Here is an 18480-nt window from a genome sequence, read left to right as displayed (position 1 = left end):
CCCACCGTCACCCCCGCCGGCGACGTCCACGGCGCAATCTGCACCGACGGAACCGTCAACTCAGGCAAACCAAAACCACCCACCGTCACCCCCGCCGGCGACGTCCACGGCGCAATCTGCACCGACGGAACCGTCAACTCAGGCAAACCAAAACCGCCCACCACGATGTTCGCCGGCGTCGTCGAAGCCGGAATGTGGAACGACGGCACCGTGATCTCCGGCAGACCGAAACCACCCACCACGATGTTCGCCGGCGTCGTCGAAGCCGGAATCGTCATCGACGGCACGCCGATCGACGGCAGCTGGAAGCCAGGTACCTCGATGCCGGGAATTTGGAGAGGAGGAAGTGCCAGGTCAGGAGTTGTTATCGCAAAGTGGAGCGCGCCCTGTCCAACGCCGCGGTAGAACACGCCGGTATTGAGCTGGCCGGTGTTGGACACACCGTTGTTCATGTCGCCGGTGTTCAGGAGTCCGGTGTTGATGCTGCCGCCGTTCATCCATCCGGTGTTGGCGGCGCCGGTGTTGAATGCGCCTGTGTTCGAGAAGCCGGGGTTGGCGTTGCCCATATTGAAGTTGCCGACATTGAGGTTGCCGGTGTTGGCATCGCCGGCGTTGAGACTGCCGGTGTTGAAGGACCCTGTGTTGAACAGCCCGGTATTGCCCGATCCCGAACTCCACAAGCCGGAATTGAAGTTGCCGGAGTTGCCGACGCCGAAGTTACCGTTGCCCGAGTTGAAGAACCCGATGTTCCCGTTACCGGAGTTGAACAGGCCGATGTTCCCGGTGCCCGAGTTCAGGCCGCCGATCCCGATCTGGCCGTCACCGGTGAGCCCGATGCCGATGTTGCCAGTGCCGCTGTTTCCAAACCCGAAGTTGCCGGTACCGGCGTTGCCGAAACCGATGTTGCCGCTACCGAGATTCCCCAGGCCGAAGTTGTTGCTGCCCAGATTCGCAAAGCCTAAGTTCGAAGCGCCAGAGTTCGCCCAACCAACATTGTCAAGACCGAAATTGCCACCCCCGAGGTTGGCGTACCCGACGTTGCCGTTGCCAAGGTTGCCGCCCCCGACATTGGCCAGACCCAGGCTGACCGAGAGCGCCCGCTGCGCCGGAACGGCATTCGTTGCGGCCGCGGCTGCCACTCCCTGAAATGGTTGGGCGAAGGACGTCAGCGCTGCCGCGACAGCCGAGGCACCCGCATGGTAGGCCGACATCGCCGACACATCCAGCGCCCACATCTCCTCGTACAACGACTCCGCCGTGGCGATCGCCGGAGCGTTCTGTCCGAAGATGTTGGACAGCACCAAGGAGACGAATGAATTGCGGTTGGCGGCGATCAACTCCGGATGCACCACTGCCGACCGGACCGCGTCAAACTCGGCTGCCATGGCGCCGGCCTGCATCGCCGACCGGCCGGCCTGCGCCGCCGCGGCGCTGAGCCAGTTGGCATAGGGCGTCGCCGCCGCCGCCATCGCGGTCGCTGCCGCGCCCTGCCACGCCTCATTGACCAGTCCGGAGGTGAGGGAGCCGAATGATTCGGCAGCCGAGGCTAATTCGTCAGCCAGGGTGCCCCAGGCGCCTGCGGCCGCCAGCATGGGCTCCGACCCGGCGCCGGCATAGATCAGAGCCGAGTTTGCCTCGGGGGGCAGCAGCGCGTAGTTCATCGTCGACCTCTCTAGTCGCATCGCTCAGTGGGATTGAGTCGGCACCCATACCGGGATCCGCTCACTCTCGACGCCCCGCAGGCCCCCCGCCGCACGGTTGTCGTCATGTTTTGTAGCGGACGAAATGCGACGAATATCAGATACTTTGCTGCCGTTATAGAACGGATATCAAACTGTTATATTTTCGTGATTACAAAATCACGCGTGTTGACTAAGCGCTTTACACCTGGTGGTCCGGACGAATGCTGGCTGTGCCCCTGTCCAGGGAACTTACACGCGGTAACTCTGTCTTCCGTTGGCGCCGAACGCTTTTAGTCGATCTACCGACGCACGCGGCTAGTGCGAAAATATCACATACAGGAACCAAAACGTTCCACATAACCGATTCACACCTAATTCCCACACACGGCTGAGCGGATTCGCATGCCGTTGCATAAGCCCCGAATCACCGCGCACCAGCTGACTCGGCGCCCGGCCTTCGTCACCCAAGCAGTTTCCACCCGCTGGTTACGGGGTATGCGACTCAGGCATCCCTGCAAGACGAGAGTGGAGATTGGTAACGCTGATGAGAACTGGAGCTAGAACTGCCCTCGCAACCTTCGGCGGCGGAGCCATGCTCGTCATGGCCGTCGCGTGTGGCGGCGGAGATAACAAGGGGCCGAGCAGCAGCACAACCCCGTCGTCGTCGACGACTCAGACGACCGTGTCCAGCACCGTTCCCTCCAGCGGTGCGGCGCCTTCGGAAACCCAGCCCGGTGGCGCACCCGGACCGAGCGGCACCGGCGGCCCCAACGGCGGCGGCGGGAGTGTCCCCGGTGGGCCCACCGGAGGCGGCGGACCCGGTGGCGGCGGCGGCAGCATCCCGGGCGGCCCGACCGGCGGCGGTGGTCCCGGTGGCGGCGGTGGCAGCATCCCCGGTGTCGGCGGTGGCAGCGGCGGACCGGGCGGCGGGGGCGGCTGCGTCGGCAACATCTGCGGCAGCATTCCCTGATCGCACATCACAACTGAACGATTCCAGACGGGGACCGGGGCAACCCGGTCCTCGTTTTTGGTCTTGCGGGCCACACTGCCCGACTCCTCAGCCCACCGTTCCGGTGCGCATCGTCATCGGGCTAGTGTTCGGGAAGAACCGATCGCAAGGGAGCCCCAATGACGAAGCTCAGGTTCGGATACTTCATCGCCCCATTCCACCGCGCCGGCACCAACCCGACGTTAGCCCTGCAACGTGACCTGGAATTCGTCGAGCACCTCGACGCCCTCGGTTTCGACGAGGCGTGGATCGGCGAACATCACTCCGCCGGCAGCGAGATCATCAGCTCACCGGAGGTGTTCATCGGCGCTGCGGCCCAGCGCGCCAAGCGAATTCGATTCGGCACCGGCGTGATCTCGCTGTCTTATCACAACCCGCTGTGGGTTGCGGACCGGCTGATGCTGCTCGACCACCTCACGCACGGCCGCATCATCGGTGGAGTCAGGCCGGGCTCGCTGCCCACCGATTCGTCGATGATCGGGCTCACTCCCACCGACACCCGCGAGCTGCTGGAAACCAACCTCGACATCGTCGTCCGGTTGTTGGCAGGGGAGACCGTCTCCGCCAAGACCGCCACCCATCAGCTCTACGACGCGAAACTGCAGCTAGCTCCGTACACCGCCGGGGGAATTCCGCTGGCGGCGGCGGCGGTCGCATCGCCGACCGGTGCGCGGCTGGCCGGCAAGCACGGCATCGGCCTCCTGTCGATCGGCGCCACGCTGACGATCGAAGGCTTCGACGCGCTGGCCTACCACTGGGGAATTGTGGAGGAACGAGCCAAAGCGTTCGGCACCCAGGTGGATCGGAGCAACTGGAGCCTGGTCGGGCCGATGCACATCGCCGAGACCGACGAACAGGCCCGCGCCGACGTCAAATTCGGCATCGAGCCCTGGTTCCGCTACTTCCAGAAGGTCGCCGCCTTCCCGCAGATGACGATGGCGGGGGATCGGCTCGACGAGATGATCGACATGATCAACGACAACGGCGCCGGGGTGATCGGCACACCCGAACGGGCCCGCGAACAGGTGCAGCGGTTGTGGGATCAGTCAGGCGGCTTCGGCTGCATGCTGCAGATGGGTCACGAGTGGGCGAATCCGGCCGCGACCAGGCGCTCGGCCGAACTGTTCGCCGCCGAAGTGATGCCGCATTTCCAGGGCCAGGCACAGCCGACGATCGATGCCGCCGCGCGCGCGACCGAGATGCGCGACGATCTGGCCGCCACTCAGCTGCAGGCGATCGAGCACATGACCAAGAAATACCAGGACGAGCTGTCTGCGAACTAACGACGAAAACGCCTGCGCCCCAACGGTTATCGCGCAGTCCCGGCTTCGCGCTCGGCGGCCTGCACCAGCTTGCCGGCAAAGAACTTGACCGCGCCGCCCATCGCTGCCCGGACCGCCGGCCCGGTCCCGCGAGCCTTCTCGGTGAACGAGCCGCTCCAGCGGATGTCGGTGCCACCCGACGGGGTCGGGGTGAGCACTACCTCGCCCTGATAGTCCTTCGCGGGCTGCGGTGAGCCCACCAGCTTGTAGACGTGTCGACGATCCTGCTCGTACTCGACGGTCTCCTCCTGCACGAACACGGGAAACATGCCCAGCTTGCGGATCGCGCCGACTCCGCCCGGCGCCGGGTTTCCCTGCCGTACCCAGCTCGAGGAAACAACGATCGGCTTCGCCCAGGACGACCAGTTGCCGCCGTCGGCCACCAACCGGAACACCGTCGCAGGCGGAGCGCTGGTGGTCTTGTTGACCTCGAACGTGAACTTACGACCCGACATGCCTGACTCCCACCGTGACGACTGCCCGAGACTGTGCTGCCGGGTACCCTACCGGGCCGGTGCGCGCCGTTCCCGCCGGGGATCTGACCGGCCAAAACGATTCCGCGCAACCCCGCACGGAGGCATACTCTCGGTGTGCCAAACGCCGACACCGTATCCGTTCCGCCCACCCCCACCAAGGCCGACGTCGCAGCGGCGCTGAACCTGATCAAGCCGCTGCGAAAGCTGATCAAGCCCAAGGTCTACGGCATCGACAACGTACCTACCGAACGTGCCCTGCTGGTGGGCAACCACAACACGCTCGGCATGGTGGACGCTCCGTTGCTGGCAGCCGAGCTGTGGGAGCGGGGGAGGATGGTCCGATCCCTGGGCGACCACGCGCACTTCAAAGTCCCCGGCTGGGGCGATGCGCTGACCCGGATGGGCGTCGTGGACGGCACCCGCGAAAACGCGTCCGAGCTGATGCGCCGCGGCGAGCTGGTGATGGTGTTCCCCGGTGGCGGCCGCGAGGTCAATAAACTCAAGAACGAGCAGTACAAGTTGGTCTGGAAGAACCGACTCGGCTTCGCGCGCTTGGCCATTCAATTCGGCTATCCGATCGTCCCGTTCGCCTCGGTCGGCGCCGAGCACGGGATCGATATTGTGCTGGACAACGAGTCACCGCTGATGGCGCCGATGAAATTTTTGACCGAGAAGCTGCTCGGCACGCCCGACGGGCCGCCGTTGGTCCGTGGTGTCGGATTGACGCCGGTGCCTCGGCCCGAGCGCCAGTACTACTGGTTCGGGGACCCGATCGACACCACGGAATTCAGCGGGCAGGAAGCCAACGACAACGCCGCACGCAAGGTCCGCGAACGCACCGCGGCGGCGGTCGAACACGGCATCGAGTTGATGCTCGCCGAGCGCGAAGCCGACCCGAACCGGTCACTCGTCGGACGGCTGCTGCGCTCCGACAGTTAGTTGGCCGTCGGACAGTCGCAACCAGCGGTCGAGGTTCAGCTCATCCAGGAACCGACGGTCGTGACTGACGACGACAAAGGCGCCCTGGTAGGAGGCCAGCGCGCTCTGCAACTGGGCGACACTGGGCAGGTCGAGGTTGTTGGTCGGTTCATCCAGCAGCAGCAGCTGGGGCGCCGGCTCTGCACTGAGCAGGCAGGCCAAAGTGGCACGCAACTTCTCGCCACCCGACAGTGTCGCCACCGTTTGATGAGCCCGCACGCCGGGGAACAGAAAGCGCGCGAGCCGCGTCAACCGATCGGCCTGTCGCATGCCCGGCGCGAACCCGGCGAGGTTGTCGGCCACGGACGAATCCGGGTCGAGGAGGTCAAGCCGCTGCGACAGGTACACAATGCGACCGCGCCCGCTCACAGCGCCCTGCGCGGGTATCTGGCCGGCCATCGCGCGTAACAAGGTGGACTTTCCGGCGCCGTTGGGCCCGGTCAGGGCGAGACGTTCCGGCCCTCGGATGGTGAGGTCGACGCCGTTGCCGGCGAACAGCGGCGCACCGCCGCGCCGAACCTGGATGGCGGTTCCGGTGAAGATCGTCCGGCCGGCAGGCACCCGGGTATCCGGCAGATCGACGACGATCCGCGACTGCTCACGCAGCGCACGACTGGCCTCGTCGACACGGGCACCGGCCGCTTCCACGCGCGCCGCGTGCAGGTGATCCGACTTCGCGGCGGACTGCTCGGCACTGCTTTCGCGCTTGTCCAGCAACGCTTTGGGCAGCCCCAGCTGCTGGCGGTTGCGCACCGCATTGCCGGCGCGCCGGGCGGCACGTTCGCGGGCCTTCTGCCGGTCGCGCTGTTGGCGCTTGAGGTCGAGTTCGGCGCTGCGCAGCTGTTGTTCGGCGGCATCCCGCTGCTGCCGCAGCACCTGTTGATAGAACGTGTAATTCCCTCCATAGCAGCGGATCTCGTTCGGGGACACCTCCGCGATCCGGTCCATCCGCTCAAGCAACAACCGGTCGTGGCTCGCCACCACCAGACAACCGCGGTAGTCGTCGAGGACGCGATAAAGCCGGCGGCGACCGGCCTGGTCGAGGTTGTTGGTGGGTTCGTCCAGCAGCAGCACATCTGGCCGCTGCAACAGCTGGGCCGCCAGGCCCAGCGCCACGATCTCCCCGCCGGAAACGCTGTCCAGCCGTCGGTCCAGCGTAATATGGCCCAGCCCAAGGCGATCCAGCTCGGCGGCAACGCGTTCGGCGATGTCCCAGTCGTCACCGACGGTGGTGAAGACCTCGTCACTGGCGTCGCCGCCGTCCAGTGCGTCCAGTGCCGCCAGCACCGGGGCGACGCCGAGAACCTCGGCCACCGTGAGTTCCGGGGTGTAGGGCAAGTCCTGGGAAAGATAAGCGGTCACGCCGCGCACCGACACCCTGCCGCGGTCCGGTAAATGGCGACCGGCGATCAGCTTGAGCAGCGTAGTCTTTCCCGCACCGTTGGGTGCGACGAGACCGGTGCGGCCGTGGTCGAAAGCGAACGAGACGTCCTGGAAAACGGTGGTGCCATCCGGCCACCAGAACGACAGATTCGAACACGAAACAGACATGGACGGGTCCTCAGGCGCGGAAGGAATGTGACGACAAAATGCGAGCCGAAGCTCACGCTGAGATGTCGTTGCTCCCGTCCATGCCTGCATTCCTAACGACTCTGGCCCACGGCATGCAAACGATTTTCTGGTCCGTGGCATCCCCGCTGCTCTTGTCGCTGACGCTGGTCGCGTGCACTGATCCACACCCCGGGTCCAGCCCCAAGGGGGGTTCCTCTACCACCACAACCTCGGTCGTCAAGGCCGGTAGCAGCCAGAACGTGCTGGACACCGCCGTCAAAGCCGACGGGCCGGGTTGCTCGGCCGCGGTCGGCGTCGAGGGAAAGGTTGCCTGGACCGGAGTGGCGGGACTGTCCGACATCAACAACGGCGCGAAGATCACCGCGGAAACGGTGTTCGACATCGCCTCGGTATCCAAGCAATTCACGGCTACCGCCGTCCTGTTGCTGGCTGCCGCGGGAAAGCTGACGGTCGAGGATTCACTCGCCCAGTACCTGCCGGAGATGCCCCCGTGGGCCGCCAATGTCACTCTCGCGCAGCTGATGCACCACACCAGCGGAATCCCCGACTACGTCGGCCTGCTGCAGGAGCAGGGTTTCAGCTACGCCGACCGCACCACCGAGGCCCAGGCCCTGCAGGCCCTGGCGGGCGCGCCGGAGTTGGTGTTCAAGCCCGGCGCCCGCTTCGAGTACTCCAACTCCAACTACCTGCTCCTTGGAGAGATCGTGCACCGGCTGTCCGGCAAACCACTCCCGGACTACCTGAGCTCGGAAATCTTTACGCCGCTGAGCCTGACCATGGTGATGGACCCGAACGCGAAGATCCCCGCCAAAGCCTTGTCCTACACCGAAACTCAGGGCAGCGGGTACCAGGCCGCCGACTCCAAGTGGGAGCAGGTCGGCGACGGCGGCATCCAGACCACCCCGAGCCAGCTGGTCCGCTGGGCCGACAATTACCGCACCGGCAAGGTGGGCGGCCCGAGCCTCCTCGATGCGCAGCTCTCCGGAGCGGTACCGACCGAGCCCGGAAGCGGCGACCGCTACGGCGCGGGCATCTACTCGCTGGCCAACGGGATGCTCGACCACGACGGGGCGTGGGCCGGGTTCGTCACCGCATTCCGTGTCAGCAGCGACCGGCGCACGTCGGTGGCGATCAGCTGCAATGTCGACAAACAGGATCCCGAAGCCCTGGCCGACGCGCTGGACCGCATCTGGATGTAACGGCGCGGACAGAAAATTGTCGATCCTGTGCGCCGGGCGCCCCTGAGGCTGCAATCATGCACGGTATGGCGAAAGCGACCGTCCTCACCACCGACAATGGCCTGCCGTCCGGCGTGCAGGGAGCGTGCGATCCGCACTTCCTGAATGTCATTCGCGCGTTCGCCGGGCTCTACCCCGGGAAGATGTTCGGGGGCGGCGGTCTGTCGGTGTACATCGACGGTAAACCGGTCGTCGACGTATGGACCGGCTACTCGGATCGCAAAGGGAAGGTGCCCTGGACCGAGGACACCGGCGCTATGGTGTTCTCCGCGACAAAAGGCCTGGCGGCCACCATCATTCACATGCTCGTCGACCGCGGTCTGCTGGCCTACGATGTCCCGGTCGCCGAGTACTGGCCCGAGTTCGGCGCCAACGGCAAGTCCGAGATCACGGTGAGCGACGTGCTGCGGCATCGCGCCGGCCTGTCCCACCTCAAGGGTGTCGACAAGCACACCATCATGGATCACCTCCAGATGGAGGAGCGACTGGCGGCGGCCCCGGTCGATCACGCCCACGGCAAGACGGCGTACCACGCGATCACCTACGGGTGGTTGCTCTCGGGTCTGGCCCGCGCCGTCACCGGAAAGGGCATGCGCGAACTGTTCCGCGAAGACCTGGCCCGCCCGCTGAACACCGACGGACTGCACCTGGGCCGGCCGCCCGCCGATTCGCCGACCAAGGCCGCGCAGACATTGCTGCCGCAAGCCAAGATCCCCACCCCGCTGCTGGACTTCATTGCGCCGAAGGTGGCCGGGTTATCGTTCTCCGGGTTGCTCGGCTCGATCTACTTCCCCGGCATCATGGGGATGCTCCAGGACGACATGCCGTTCCTGGACGGCGAACTGCCGGCAGTCAACGGCGTGGTCACGGCGCGGGCCTTGGCCAAGACCTACGCGGTGCTGGCGAACGACGGTGTCATCGACGACACGCGGCTGCTGTCGTCGGAGGCCGTGGCCGGCATGAGGGGCAAGGCCGAGCTATGGCCGGATCTCAATCTGGGACTGCCCTTCACATATCACCAGGGCTACCAATCATCACCGGTGCCAGGGTTTTTGGAGGGATACGGACACATCGGCCTGGGCGGGACGGTCGGTTGGGCGGATCCCGAGTCCGGCAGTTCGTTCGGCTACGTGCACAACCGCTTGTTGACGCTGCTGTTGTTCGACGTCGGCTCGTTCGCCGGGCTGGCCCCGCTGCTGACCAGTGCGGTCAACGCCGCGAAAAAGGACGGCCCGCTCGAGGTGCCGCATTTCGGTGCGGCGTACCAGGACACAGGCGACTACGAGCCGGCGGCCGGCGAGTAATACTCCCGCGCGAGTCCTAGAAGGCCCCGCGGGCCAGGAAACGCCGCAGGGCCCCGACGTCTCCGTCGACGCGCAGCCGCTCGACCGGGCAGCGCCCCCAGAGCAGTAACACCAAATCGGACGCCGTGGCGCGCACGGTGGCATCTACGCGACCGTCGGGCACCAGCCGGCATGCGCCGGCGCCGGTGCGAACAGTCCAGTCACCATCAATGTCGTCGCACTGCAGTCGGATCGACTGGACCGGGCCGTCGAGATCGGGGGACATGCCAGGCAGCACCTCCTCAAGGAACTCCGCGACACCGTCGGCGGCCAGCCGCGGTTCCACCGCCTCGTCCCGACCCAGCGCACCGACGGCATCCCAGCAGTGGATCGCGGTCTCATGCGCGAGGCGACGTTGGACGAATCCCACGTTCTGACGATGCCCCCAGGTCCACGCGGGGGCTTCGGGGTGGATGCGGCTGAGCGTGGTGACGGTCTCCCGCAGACCGTCACCAAACCATTGCACGAGGGCCTGTTCGTCGGGTCGCGCAGGCTCGCGGTAACTCTCGGGCCCGGTGACAGAGCCGGCTGCGACCTGTCGCCAGAAAGTGTGGACATTGCCGACATGCCAGACCAATTCGGCGACCGTCCATCCGGTGCAGCTCGGCACGCCGCGGTGCAGCCCCTCCCCGGCCACCGCGACGATCCGATCGCCGTCGCGCCGCACCGCGTGGAGATAGTCGGCAGACTGCATCGGCTTATGAGATCACGAGCGTAGGGCTGAGGCCATGATTGTCCATCGGATGAGCCGCGACCGACCCTGAAACCAGTGGCGCAGTTGCACAAAGCGCCGGCCGGTACGCTCTCGCGGCCCAGTCCGCTTCGACCGCCACCAGGCGTAACGCAATGAGCGGATCGACGAAAGAATGCCCAGTCGGCGGGTCTAAGCCTCGAGGCGGGCGCGGACCGTGTCGAGCCGTTGACGCAGTTCGTATTCGCTGATGATGCCGCGGGCGAGCAGCGAGTAGGCCAAGGCGACCAGCTGATTCTCCGGAAACGGCAGACCGGCGTACCGGTTGGCCGACAGCTCGTCTTCTTCATCACGGCGTTCTTTGAAGGTCAGGGCAGACCGTCCGTCGCCGTAACACGAGCGGTCCAGCACGTCACACAGCCCGTCCAGGCTGGTCTTCCACGGCGGCAGCGGGTTATCGACGCCATATCTGGCCGCCAGCACCGGCCAGGTCTGCCGATGCTCCACGATCTCGTCCAGGACTGCGAATTCTCCTGCAGCGGATGAGATTTCGTCCGACATGGGTCAGGCTTCGACGGGGCGGACGGCGCGGCGCACCAGGGGAGTCACGTTGGTCGTCACCCCGGGTTTGGGTAATGCGACCCCGATCAAGCAGTCGCGGGTGATGATCTCGGCGAGCTGGTCTTCGCTCCATCCCTCGGTTCCCGCCGGGCGCATCGGCATCACCATGAACCGGTGCTTCTGGTTCGAGTCCTCCACCCGCACCTCGACGTTGTCGGGTAGTTGCAGGCCGAACTCGGAGAGCACCTGCCGTGGCCAGCGCACGATGCGCCGCCGGTAGTTGGGGGTGCGGTACCACTCGGGGGAGTTGCCCAGTATCGGACGTGGGTAGCAGGAGCACAGTGCGCAGACGATGACATGGTGCACCGTCGGGGTGTCTTCCAGGATCTTGAACGCCACGAAGTCACTGGGGGTGCCGAAACCGGTCGGGTCCAGCCATTCGACGCCGACCTCTCTGGCGGCCGCGACCGCGTCGGTCACCGCCAGTTCCTTGAACGCCGGGTCCAGCCACGCCTTCGCCACCAACCGGGCCGCGGGCGTGGGGCCGATCTGCTCGGCGTACTCCGTGAAGACCCGATGGTCTTCGGCGGTGAATAATCCTTTCTCGATGCACAATTCGCGTAGCGCGATTTCGAGCACTTCGAAGTCGGTGATCTCGTCGACCATGGGTTTGACGGTGCGTTCGTGGTCGTGGTCGGTCATGATCGGATCGCGCTCCTCTCAACCCACGGCTTGCAGCCAGCGCTCGGGGATCTCGGTCTGCAACGTGTCGTTCGGGTGCCCGGTGTAGTTGTCCCACAGCTGCGCCTGGTTGAACCGCACGATGTAGAACCACTCAGGCTTGGCGTCCTCGCGGTCCCACGCCTCGTCCTCGGGCGCCGGGCTCTCGTAGCTGACCTCAGCGATCACCCCTTCCGCACCGCGTACGTACTCCGGAGTGCGGGTGTAGAACATCGCCGGCAGCTCCCGCACCCGAACACGTTGTCCGACTTCGAACTTCGCCTCACCCGCCTGACCGGAGAAGCGCTGCGGATCGCCGATGCCGGCGGCCTCGATGTGATGCTTATTGCGGGGGACACTCGCACCGTCGCCTTCGAACTTGGGCCGGGCCTCCGGGCGGCGCCCCTGCAACCCGCCCGCGTACCTCCCCTGGACTTCCGCGAGCCGGTCGGTCAATTCACCCCAGCTGATGTGCTTCTTCTCGATCAGCAGCCGGCCGACCGACCACAGCCAGCGGCTGTAGTAGGGCAGGCCCAGGTAGATGGCGCGGCCGACATCGACGTTGCCCAGCCGCCGCCGCTCCTCGGAGACCCAGATGCCGCGCATGCCGAGAACCTCGCAGAGCACGTAGGTCATCAACTCCCACTGCTCTTCTTCTTTGTTCTCGTACAGGTGCGGGTAGTCAAGCTCACCGCCGACGTCGTGGCTGGTCTTCATGTACGCCAGCCAGTGATCGTGAGTGATCTCGTCCGGGGCCGGCCACTCCGAAACCTCGGGATAGATCGTTTTGAGCCGGGAAACCAGCGCCAGTTGCGCCGCGCGCTCCGCTGCTGTGCTCAATTGGACGCCTCCCGTATGGAGATTTCCACCTGGTCCGACGTCAAAACTACCACTGTCCGGCGAAATCGGTTAGCCGAAAAAGCCGCATCGCTCAAGCGATTTCGCGTTCATGCACGAACAGGCGGCACATCCGGAACACGACGCCATGCGGACCAGGTGGCCAGGACCACACTGCAGCTTGCCAGGACCGCCGCAGGCCGGTTTATAGAATGCGCGCATGAATCGCGGTACCGGGTCGACGCCCGCGGCACCTGACGGGCTGCTGCAGATCGAGGATTGCCTGGACGCTGACGGCAACATCGTCCTACCGCCGGACACCACGCTGATCTCGCTGATCGACCGCAACATCAAGTACGTCGGCAACACCGTCGCCTACCGCTTCCTGAACTACGGCGGCTCCGGTGAGGGGCACGCCGATGAAATCACCTGGTCCGACTTTGGGGTCCGTTTACGAGCCGTCGCCGCCCACGTCCAGCGGTTCGCCGGCCCCGGTGACCGGGTCGCGATCCTGGCGCCCCAGAGCATCGACTGGGTCGTCGGCTACTACGCGGCGATCAAGGCCGGAACCATTGCGGTGCCGTTGTTCGCACCGGAACTGCCCGGCCACGCCGAGCGTCTCGACACGGCGCTGCGCGATTCGCAGCCGACGGTCATCCTCACCACGGCAGCGGCCAGGGAGGCGATCGAAAAGTTCCTGGCTGCCCATCCACAACTGCACGCACCGCGGCTGCTCGTGATCGACCAGATTCCGGACGAGGCGGAGCGGCTGTTCACGCCCGTCCATCTGGACATGGACGCCGTGTCCTATCTGCAGTACACCTCCGGAGCCACCCGGCCCCCGATCGGGGTGGAGATCACCCACCGGGCGGTGGCCACCAACTTGACGCAGATGATCCTGTCGATCGACCTGCTGAACCGGAACACCCACGGCGTCAGCTGGCTGCCCCTCTACCACGACATGGGTTTGTCAATGATCGGCTTCCCGACCGTGTACGGCGGCCACACCACCCTCCTGTCGCCGACGGCGTTCGTGCGCCGCCCGCTGCGCTGGATCCAGGCCTTGTCGGACAGCTCGCGAATCGGCCAGGTGGTCACCGCCGCGCCGAACTTCGCCTACGAATGGGCGGCGCAGCGCGGACTACCGGCGGCCGGCGACGACATCGACCTCTCCAACGTGGTGCTGATCATCGGTTCGGAGCCGGTCAGCATCGACGCGGTGGCGAACTTCAACAAAGCGTTCGCGCCCTACGCATTACCGCGCACGGCCTTCAAACCGTCGTACGGCATCGCCGAGGCGACCCTGATGATCGCCACCATCGACCACGCCGCCGAGACGTCGGTGATCTACCTCGATCGCGAGCAGTTGGGCGCGGGCCGGGCAGTGCCGGTTGCCGCCGATGCGCCCAACGCCGTCGGCCAGGTGTCATGTGGTCAGGTCGCACGCAGCTTGTGGGCGGTGATCGTGGACCCCGAAACCGGCGCCGAGCTGCCCGACGGTCACATCGGCGAACCGTGGCTGCAGGGCGACAACGTCGGGCGAGGGTACTGGCAGCGGCCCGAGGAGACACGGCTGACGTTCCGCGCCAAGTTGAGCGCAACTCTCGGCGAGGGCAGCCACGCCACCGGCGCGAAGATCGACGGCGACTGGTTGCGAACCGGCGACCTCGCCGTGTACCTCGACGGCGAGTTGTATGTGACCGGGCGGATGGCGGACCTGGTGACCATCGACGGCCGGAACCACTATCCCCAGGACATCGAGGCCACCGTCGCCGAAGCGTCGCCGTTGGTGCGACGGGGATATGTGACGGCCTTTGCGGTGCCTGCTGGGTTGGTCGTCATCGCCGAGCGTGCCACGGGAACCAGCCGCGCCGACCCCCAACCCGCGATCGAGGCCATCCGGGCGGCGGTGCTGGCGCGGCACGGTTTGTCCGTCACGGACGTGCGGTTCCTGCCCGCCGGCGCCATTCCCCGCACCACCAGTGGCAAGTTGGCGCGGGTGGCCTGCCGCGCGGAGTATCTCGACGGCACCCTCGGCGTTCATTGACGGTCCGGTAGATCGCAGCAACTCTGGCCCAGATCTGCGCGCGGGCAACGGTATTGGTCACCCGCGCGGCGTCGATGTCGCGGTAGGGCGCGTTGGCTCCGTCAAAGAACCGGCCGGCATTGCCGAATTCTCTCCGGCCGCCGCCTCTCGCGTGAGACTATCCACGCCATCGGGCAATAAGGAGGCACAGTGGTTGACCTGCCGCGCGCAGCCGAACCTTTCGCCGGGGTGATCCGGCCGTCGGCCGCTGAATCCACCCCGGTCAAACCGACGATCACCTACCCACCCGAGGGTGCTCCCAACGTCGTCGTGGTCCTGCTCGACGATGTCGGGTTCGGGGCGGCGGCCACGTTCGGCGGGCCGGTGCCGACGCCCGCCCTCGACCGGGTGGCCCGAAACGGTCTGCGCTACAACCAGTTTCACACCACCGCGCTGTGTTCGCCGACCCGCGCCGCGTTGCTGACCGGACGCAATCATCACAGCGCGCACATGGGCACCATCTGTGAAATCGCCTACGGCTTCCCGGGTTACGACAGCGTGCTGCCGCAGAGCACCGCCACGGTCGCGGAGATCCTGCGGCGCAACGGGTACAACACCGCGTTGTTCGGCAAGGCACATTTCACCCCGACCTGGGAACTGGGGCCGACCGGGCCATTTGACCGCTGGCCCACCGGGCTGGGCTTCGAACGCTTCTACGGTTTCCTGGGCGGCGACACGTCGCAGTACGAGCCGGCACTGTTCGACCAGACCACACCCGTCGAGCCGTATCTCGGCCGCGACGACTATCACCTCACCGAAGATCTCGCCGACCGCGCGATCGACTGGATGCAACGTCAACAAACCTCGGCGCCCGGTAAGCCCTTTTTTCTCTACTTCGCTCCCGGTGCCACGCACAGTCCGCACCAGGTATGGGCGGAGTGGTCGGACAGGTTCGCGGGTCAGTTCGACGGCGGCTGGGATGCGTTGCGCGAGAGCATCTATGAGCGCCAGATTGAGCTGGGCATCATTCCTGCCGGTACCCGGCTGACGCCCCGGCCAGAACAGATACCGGCGTGGACGGACTACGACGATCGCTACAAACCGGTGGCCCGCCGCCTGATGGAGGTCTATGCCGGCTTCCTGGCCCATACAGATGCGCAGATCGGACGGGTCATCGACGCCATCGACGATCTGGGGCAATGGGACAACACGCTGTTCATCTACATCTGCGGCGACAACGGCGCCTCGGCCGAAGGCACCATCCACGGCGCCTGGAGCTCGCCTGCGTTCCAGAACGGTCTGCCCGAGGATCCCGAATGGCTGCTCGCCCATCTGGACGACTTCGGGACAGCGCGCTGCGAAAACCACTACAACGTGGGCTGGGCCTGGGCTCTGGACGCACCGTTTCAATGGATGAAACAGGTGGCCTCCCACTTCGGCGGCACCCGCAACGGGTTCGCCGTGTCATGGCCACGCGGAATCAAGGCCAGGGGCGAGCAGCGCAGTCAGTTTCATCACGTCATCGACGTCATGCCGACCATCTTGGAGGCGGCCGGTGTCGAGATGCCGGTGCGTGTCAACGGCGTCGAACAGAAACCGGTCGAAGGAGTGAGCATGCAGTACTCCTTCGATGACCCTTATGCCGAAAGTCGAAGAACTACACAGTATTTCGAAATATTCGGAAACCGCGCGATATACCACCGGGGCTGGATCGCGTCGTGTTTCCACGGCCGGCTGCCCTGGGTGCGTACCGGCGGTCATCCGTTCGGCGAGACCGAACGCTGGGAGCTCTACCACCTGGCCGACGACTTCAGCCAGGGTGTCGATCTCGCCGGCCGGTACCCGGAGAAACTGACGGAATTGCAGGCGGTGTTCGACTCCGAGGCCCGCAAATACGACGTTTACCCGCTCAGCGACGCCACCCTGGCCCGGGCGCTGCCGGTCAACCGGCCGAGCCTGCTGGGCGACCGCACTTCGGTCACGTATCACCCCAGTCACGTGCGGATCCCGGAGACGGCGACACTGAGCTACACCAGCACCTCGTTTCGGTTGCGGGCCTACGTGGTGATCCCGGCGGGTGGTGCGCAGGGGGTGGTGATCTGTATCGGTGGCGCGATGGCCGGATGGAGCCTGTATCTGCAGTACGGCGTACCGATGTTCACCTACAACTATCTCGGCCATGAACTCACCACGGTGTCTGGGCTGGAACCACTGCCGGAAGGCCCTGCCACCGTGAGCCTTTCGTTCGATTACGACGGCGGGGGACTGGGCAGCGGGGCGACGGCCTCGCTACTGGTCGACGAGCGCACCGTGGCCAGTGGCCGCATCGAGCGCACCGTCCCGTTCCGCTTCTCGATGAGTGGTGAAACGCTGGACGTCGGAGTCGACACCGGTTCACCGGTGGCGCCGTACGGGCAGGCCTTCCGGTTCACCGGGCGTATCGACCGGATCGAAGCGACCATCGACCCCCGGCCCGGCGATCTGGCGGCGGCGCTGGCCGAGGCGGAGATGCGCTCGGCGATGGGTTCGCAGTAGCGATGTGGGAAAGTCTGGTCCCGCTGATTCTCGGCGGCGCATTGGAACCGATCGAGATCATGATCACGATCATGCTGCTGGGCACGCCCGCTCGCCTGCGGGCGGCAGGGGCCTGGATTTCCGGGCATGTCGGCACCAGGCTGCTGCAGGGCCTCGTCTTCGGCACCATCCTGCACTGGGGAGCCCGCGGCGGCGACTCGAAGCACGCCTATCACTGGGTGGTGTCGACGGTTCTGCTCGTCGTCGCCGTGCTGTTCCTGGTGACCGCCGCACGGGAGTTGCTGAGCGACGACGACCCGAATGCGCCGCCACCGAAATGGATGGCGGTGCTGATGTCGGCGACGCCGACAAAGGCCTTCTTCATCGGGGCGGGTGTCGTCACGGTGTCGGTGAAGGCGTGGGTCTTCACCTTCGCGGCGATCGGAGTGATCGGTAGTGCGGAGATGGGCCGCGTCGGACATATGACCTCGTACATCGCCTTCGTGTTGCTCGCGACAAGCGTGAACCTGATCATCATCGGTGCCGCCGCACTCTTAGGCGACCGGTCACGTTCCGTGCTGGACCGGATGCTGCGCTGGCTGCAGGACAAGAACCGGCCCATCGTCGTCCTGGTCGGGTTGATCTTCGGGATCTGGTTCGGGCTGAAAGCGTTGCGCGGCTTCGGGATCCTTTAAGTGCTTTGGAATCCTGTAAGTGTCAGCCCGCTCGCGGATGGCCACCGACCCGGATCGCGGATTCGATTTGGTCGGCACTGATCTCTTTGGTGCAGAAGAACCAGTCCTCGCACTCGATGCCCTCGGCGTGGCCGTCCATCCGCTCCTTGGCGGTGCCGCAGGAACCCGCGGGTGGCACGATCACCCGGTCTCCTGGGTGCCAATCGGCCGGCGTCGCGACGTGGAAGTGATCGGCGGTCTGCAACGCCTTGACCACCCGTAGCAACTCGTCGAAGTTGCGGCCCAGGCTCAGCGGGTAGTAGATGACGGCACGGATCTTGCCATCCGGGTCGATGACGAAGACCGCGCGCACCGCCTTGGCGGAGTCCTCACCTGGCATGATCATCCCGTACTTTCGCGCGACCTCCATCGAGACGTCCTCGATCAGCGGGAAGGTGACCTCCACGTCGTGCATACCGCGGAAGGAGATCTTCTCCTTGATCGTGCGTAGCCATGCGATATGGCTGTAGAGCCCGTCGACCGACAACCCCACCAGCATCGTGTTGTAGGCCGCGAACTGCTGTTGCATCGAGGCAAAGGTGATGAATTCGCTGGTGCACACCGGGGTGAAGTCAGCCGGATGAGAGAAGAAGATGACCCACTTGCCGGCATAGTCGGCCGGAAAGTTGATCGACCCCTGGGTGGTGACGGCGGTGAACGGCGGCGCCGGGTCCCCGATACGGGGCATTCCGACAATCGCGGGGGAGCTCTCGGTGGTGGTCATGGACGGTCCCTTCACGTGGTCTGGCACCATTCCACAACCCGCCTTGTCCGCGG

General features: G+C 65.6%; 16 protein-coding genes. 8 read left to right on the top strand and 8 right to left on the bottom strand.

The features are described 5' to 3' along the window. A partial coding sequence (locus tag AO501_RS15675) for a PPE family protein (protein WP_082658650.1) occupies positions 1 to 1661 on the bottom strand: 1661 nt, incomplete at its 3' end. 565 nt (positions 1662 to 2226) lie between these two features. On the opposite strand from AO501_RS15675, the gene AO501_RS37250 reads away from it, so the two are divergent. Both AO501_RS37250 and AO501_RS15665 read left to right on the top strand, forming a co-directional pair. Next, positions 2227 to 2652: a hypothetical protein gene (locus AO501_RS37250; RefSeq protein WP_055578580.1), complete on the top strand. Its 426-nt coding sequence runs from the start codon at positions 2227 to 2229 to the stop codon at positions 2650 to 2652. A 158-nt stretch (positions 2653 to 2810) separates the two neighbouring features. After that, complete coding sequence (locus AO501_RS15665; RefSeq protein WP_055578579.1) at positions 2811 to 3974, top strand: LLM class flavin-dependent oxidoreductase; 1164 nt, start codon at positions 2811 to 2813, stop codon at positions 3972 to 3974. A gap of 26 nt (positions 3975 to 4000) precedes the next feature. Here AO501_RS15665 and AO501_RS15660 read toward each other — a convergent pair whose 3' ends face one another. Beyond that, entirely contained in the window at positions 4001 to 4468 is a 468-nt protein-coding gene (locus tag AO501_RS15660) for an SRPBCC family protein (RefSeq protein WP_055578578.1), read from the bottom strand. A 99-nt stretch (positions 4469 to 4567) separates the two neighbouring features. Between AO501_RS15660 and AO501_RS15655 the strand changes: the two genes are divergently transcribed. Next, positions 4568 to 5428, top strand: a complete 861-nt coding sequence (locus AO501_RS15655; RefSeq protein ID WP_156452590.1) for a lysophospholipid acyltransferase family protein — start codon at positions 4568 to 4570, stop codon at positions 5426 to 5428. On the opposite strand, the gene AO501_RS15650 is transcribed toward AO501_RS15655, so the two are convergent. Continuing rightward, positions 5393 to 7018, bottom strand: a complete 1626-nt coding sequence (locus AO501_RS15650; protein WP_055578576.1) for an ABC-F family ATP-binding cassette domain-containing protein — start codon at positions 7016 to 7018, stop codon at positions 5393 to 5395. The genes AO501_RS15655 and AO501_RS15650 overlap by 36 nt on opposite strands. 113 nt (positions 7019 to 7131) lie before the next feature. Here AO501_RS15650 and AO501_RS15645 point away from each other — a divergent pair, with 113 nt between their 5' ends. Beyond that, a complete protein-coding gene (locus AO501_RS15645; protein WP_156452589.1) occupies positions 7132 to 8238 on the top strand; it encodes a serine hydrolase domain-containing protein in 1107 nt (368 codons plus the stop codon). Between the two features lie 65 nt (positions 8239 to 8303). Then, positions 8304 to 9581: a lipase LipD gene (gene lipD, locus AO501_RS15640; RefSeq protein WP_055578595.1), complete on the top strand. Its 1278-nt coding sequence runs from the start codon at positions 8304 to 8306 to the stop codon at positions 9579 to 9581. A 16-nt stretch (positions 9582 to 9597) separates the two neighbouring features. Here the strand turns inward: lipD and AO501_RS15635 are convergent, their stop codons facing one another. The 4 genes from AO501_RS15635 to AO501_RS15620 form a co-directional block, all read right to left on the bottom strand. Further along, on the bottom strand, positions 9598 to 10314 hold the full coding sequence (locus AO501_RS15635; protein ID WP_055578575.1) for a maleylpyruvate isomerase family mycothiol-dependent enzyme: 717 nt from the start codon (positions 10312 to 10314) through the stop codon (positions 9598 to 9600). Positions 10315 to 10503: 189 nt separating this feature from the next. Next, positions 10504 to 10872, bottom strand: a complete 369-nt coding sequence (locus AO501_RS15630) for a hypothetical protein (RefSeq protein WP_055578574.1) — start codon at positions 10870 to 10872, stop codon at positions 10504 to 10506. 3 nt (positions 10873 to 10875) lie between these two features. Then, a complete protein-coding gene (gene scnC / locus AO501_RS15625; protein ID WP_055578573.1) occupies positions 10876 to 11574 on the bottom strand; it encodes a thiocyanate hydrolase subunit gamma in 699 nt (232 codons plus the stop codon). 18 nt (positions 11575 to 11592) lie between these two features. Further along, entirely contained in the window at positions 11593 to 12432 is an 840-nt protein-coding gene (locus AO501_RS15620; RefSeq protein ID WP_055578572.1) for an SH3-like domain-containing protein, read from the bottom strand. 217 nt (positions 12433 to 12649) lie between these two features. Here AO501_RS15620 and AO501_RS15615 point away from each other — a divergent pair, with 217 nt between their 5' ends. From AO501_RS15615 to AO501_RS15605, 3 genes are all read left to right on the top strand, one after another. Continuing rightward, a complete protein-coding gene (locus AO501_RS15615) occupies positions 12650 to 14476 on the top strand; it encodes a fatty acyl-AMP ligase (protein WP_055578571.1) in 1827 nt (608 codons plus the stop codon). 189 nt (positions 14477 to 14665) lie between these two features. Beyond that, a complete protein-coding gene (locus tag AO501_RS15610; protein ID WP_055578570.1) occupies positions 14666 to 16990 on the top strand; it encodes an arylsulfatase in 2325 nt (774 codons plus the stop codon). Between the two features lie 2 nt (positions 16991 to 16992). Next, positions 16993 to 17664, top strand: a complete 672-nt coding sequence (locus AO501_RS15605) for a GAP family protein (RefSeq protein ID WP_082658648.1) — start codon at positions 16993 to 16995, stop codon at positions 17662 to 17664. A 22-nt stretch (positions 17665 to 17686) separates the two neighbouring features. Here the strand turns inward: AO501_RS15605 and AO501_RS15600 are convergent, their stop codons facing one another. Further along, the gene (locus AO501_RS15600) at positions 17687 to 18427 is read right to left on the bottom strand and encodes a peroxiredoxin (protein ID WP_231752508.1); all 741 of its coding nucleotides are present in this window, start codon (positions 18425 to 18427) and stop codon (positions 17687 to 17689) included. Between the last annotated feature and the right edge of the window lie 53 nt (positions 18428 to 18480).

The organism is Mycobacterium gordonae (genome assembly GCF_001417955.2).
Classification (GTDB): Bacteria; Actinomycetota; Actinomycetes; order Mycobacteriales; family Mycobacteriaceae; genus Mycobacterium; species Mycobacterium gordonae_B.
The sequence above is the reverse complement of the archived record's forward strand: the minus strand, read 5'-3'. Positions and strand labels throughout refer to the sequence as shown.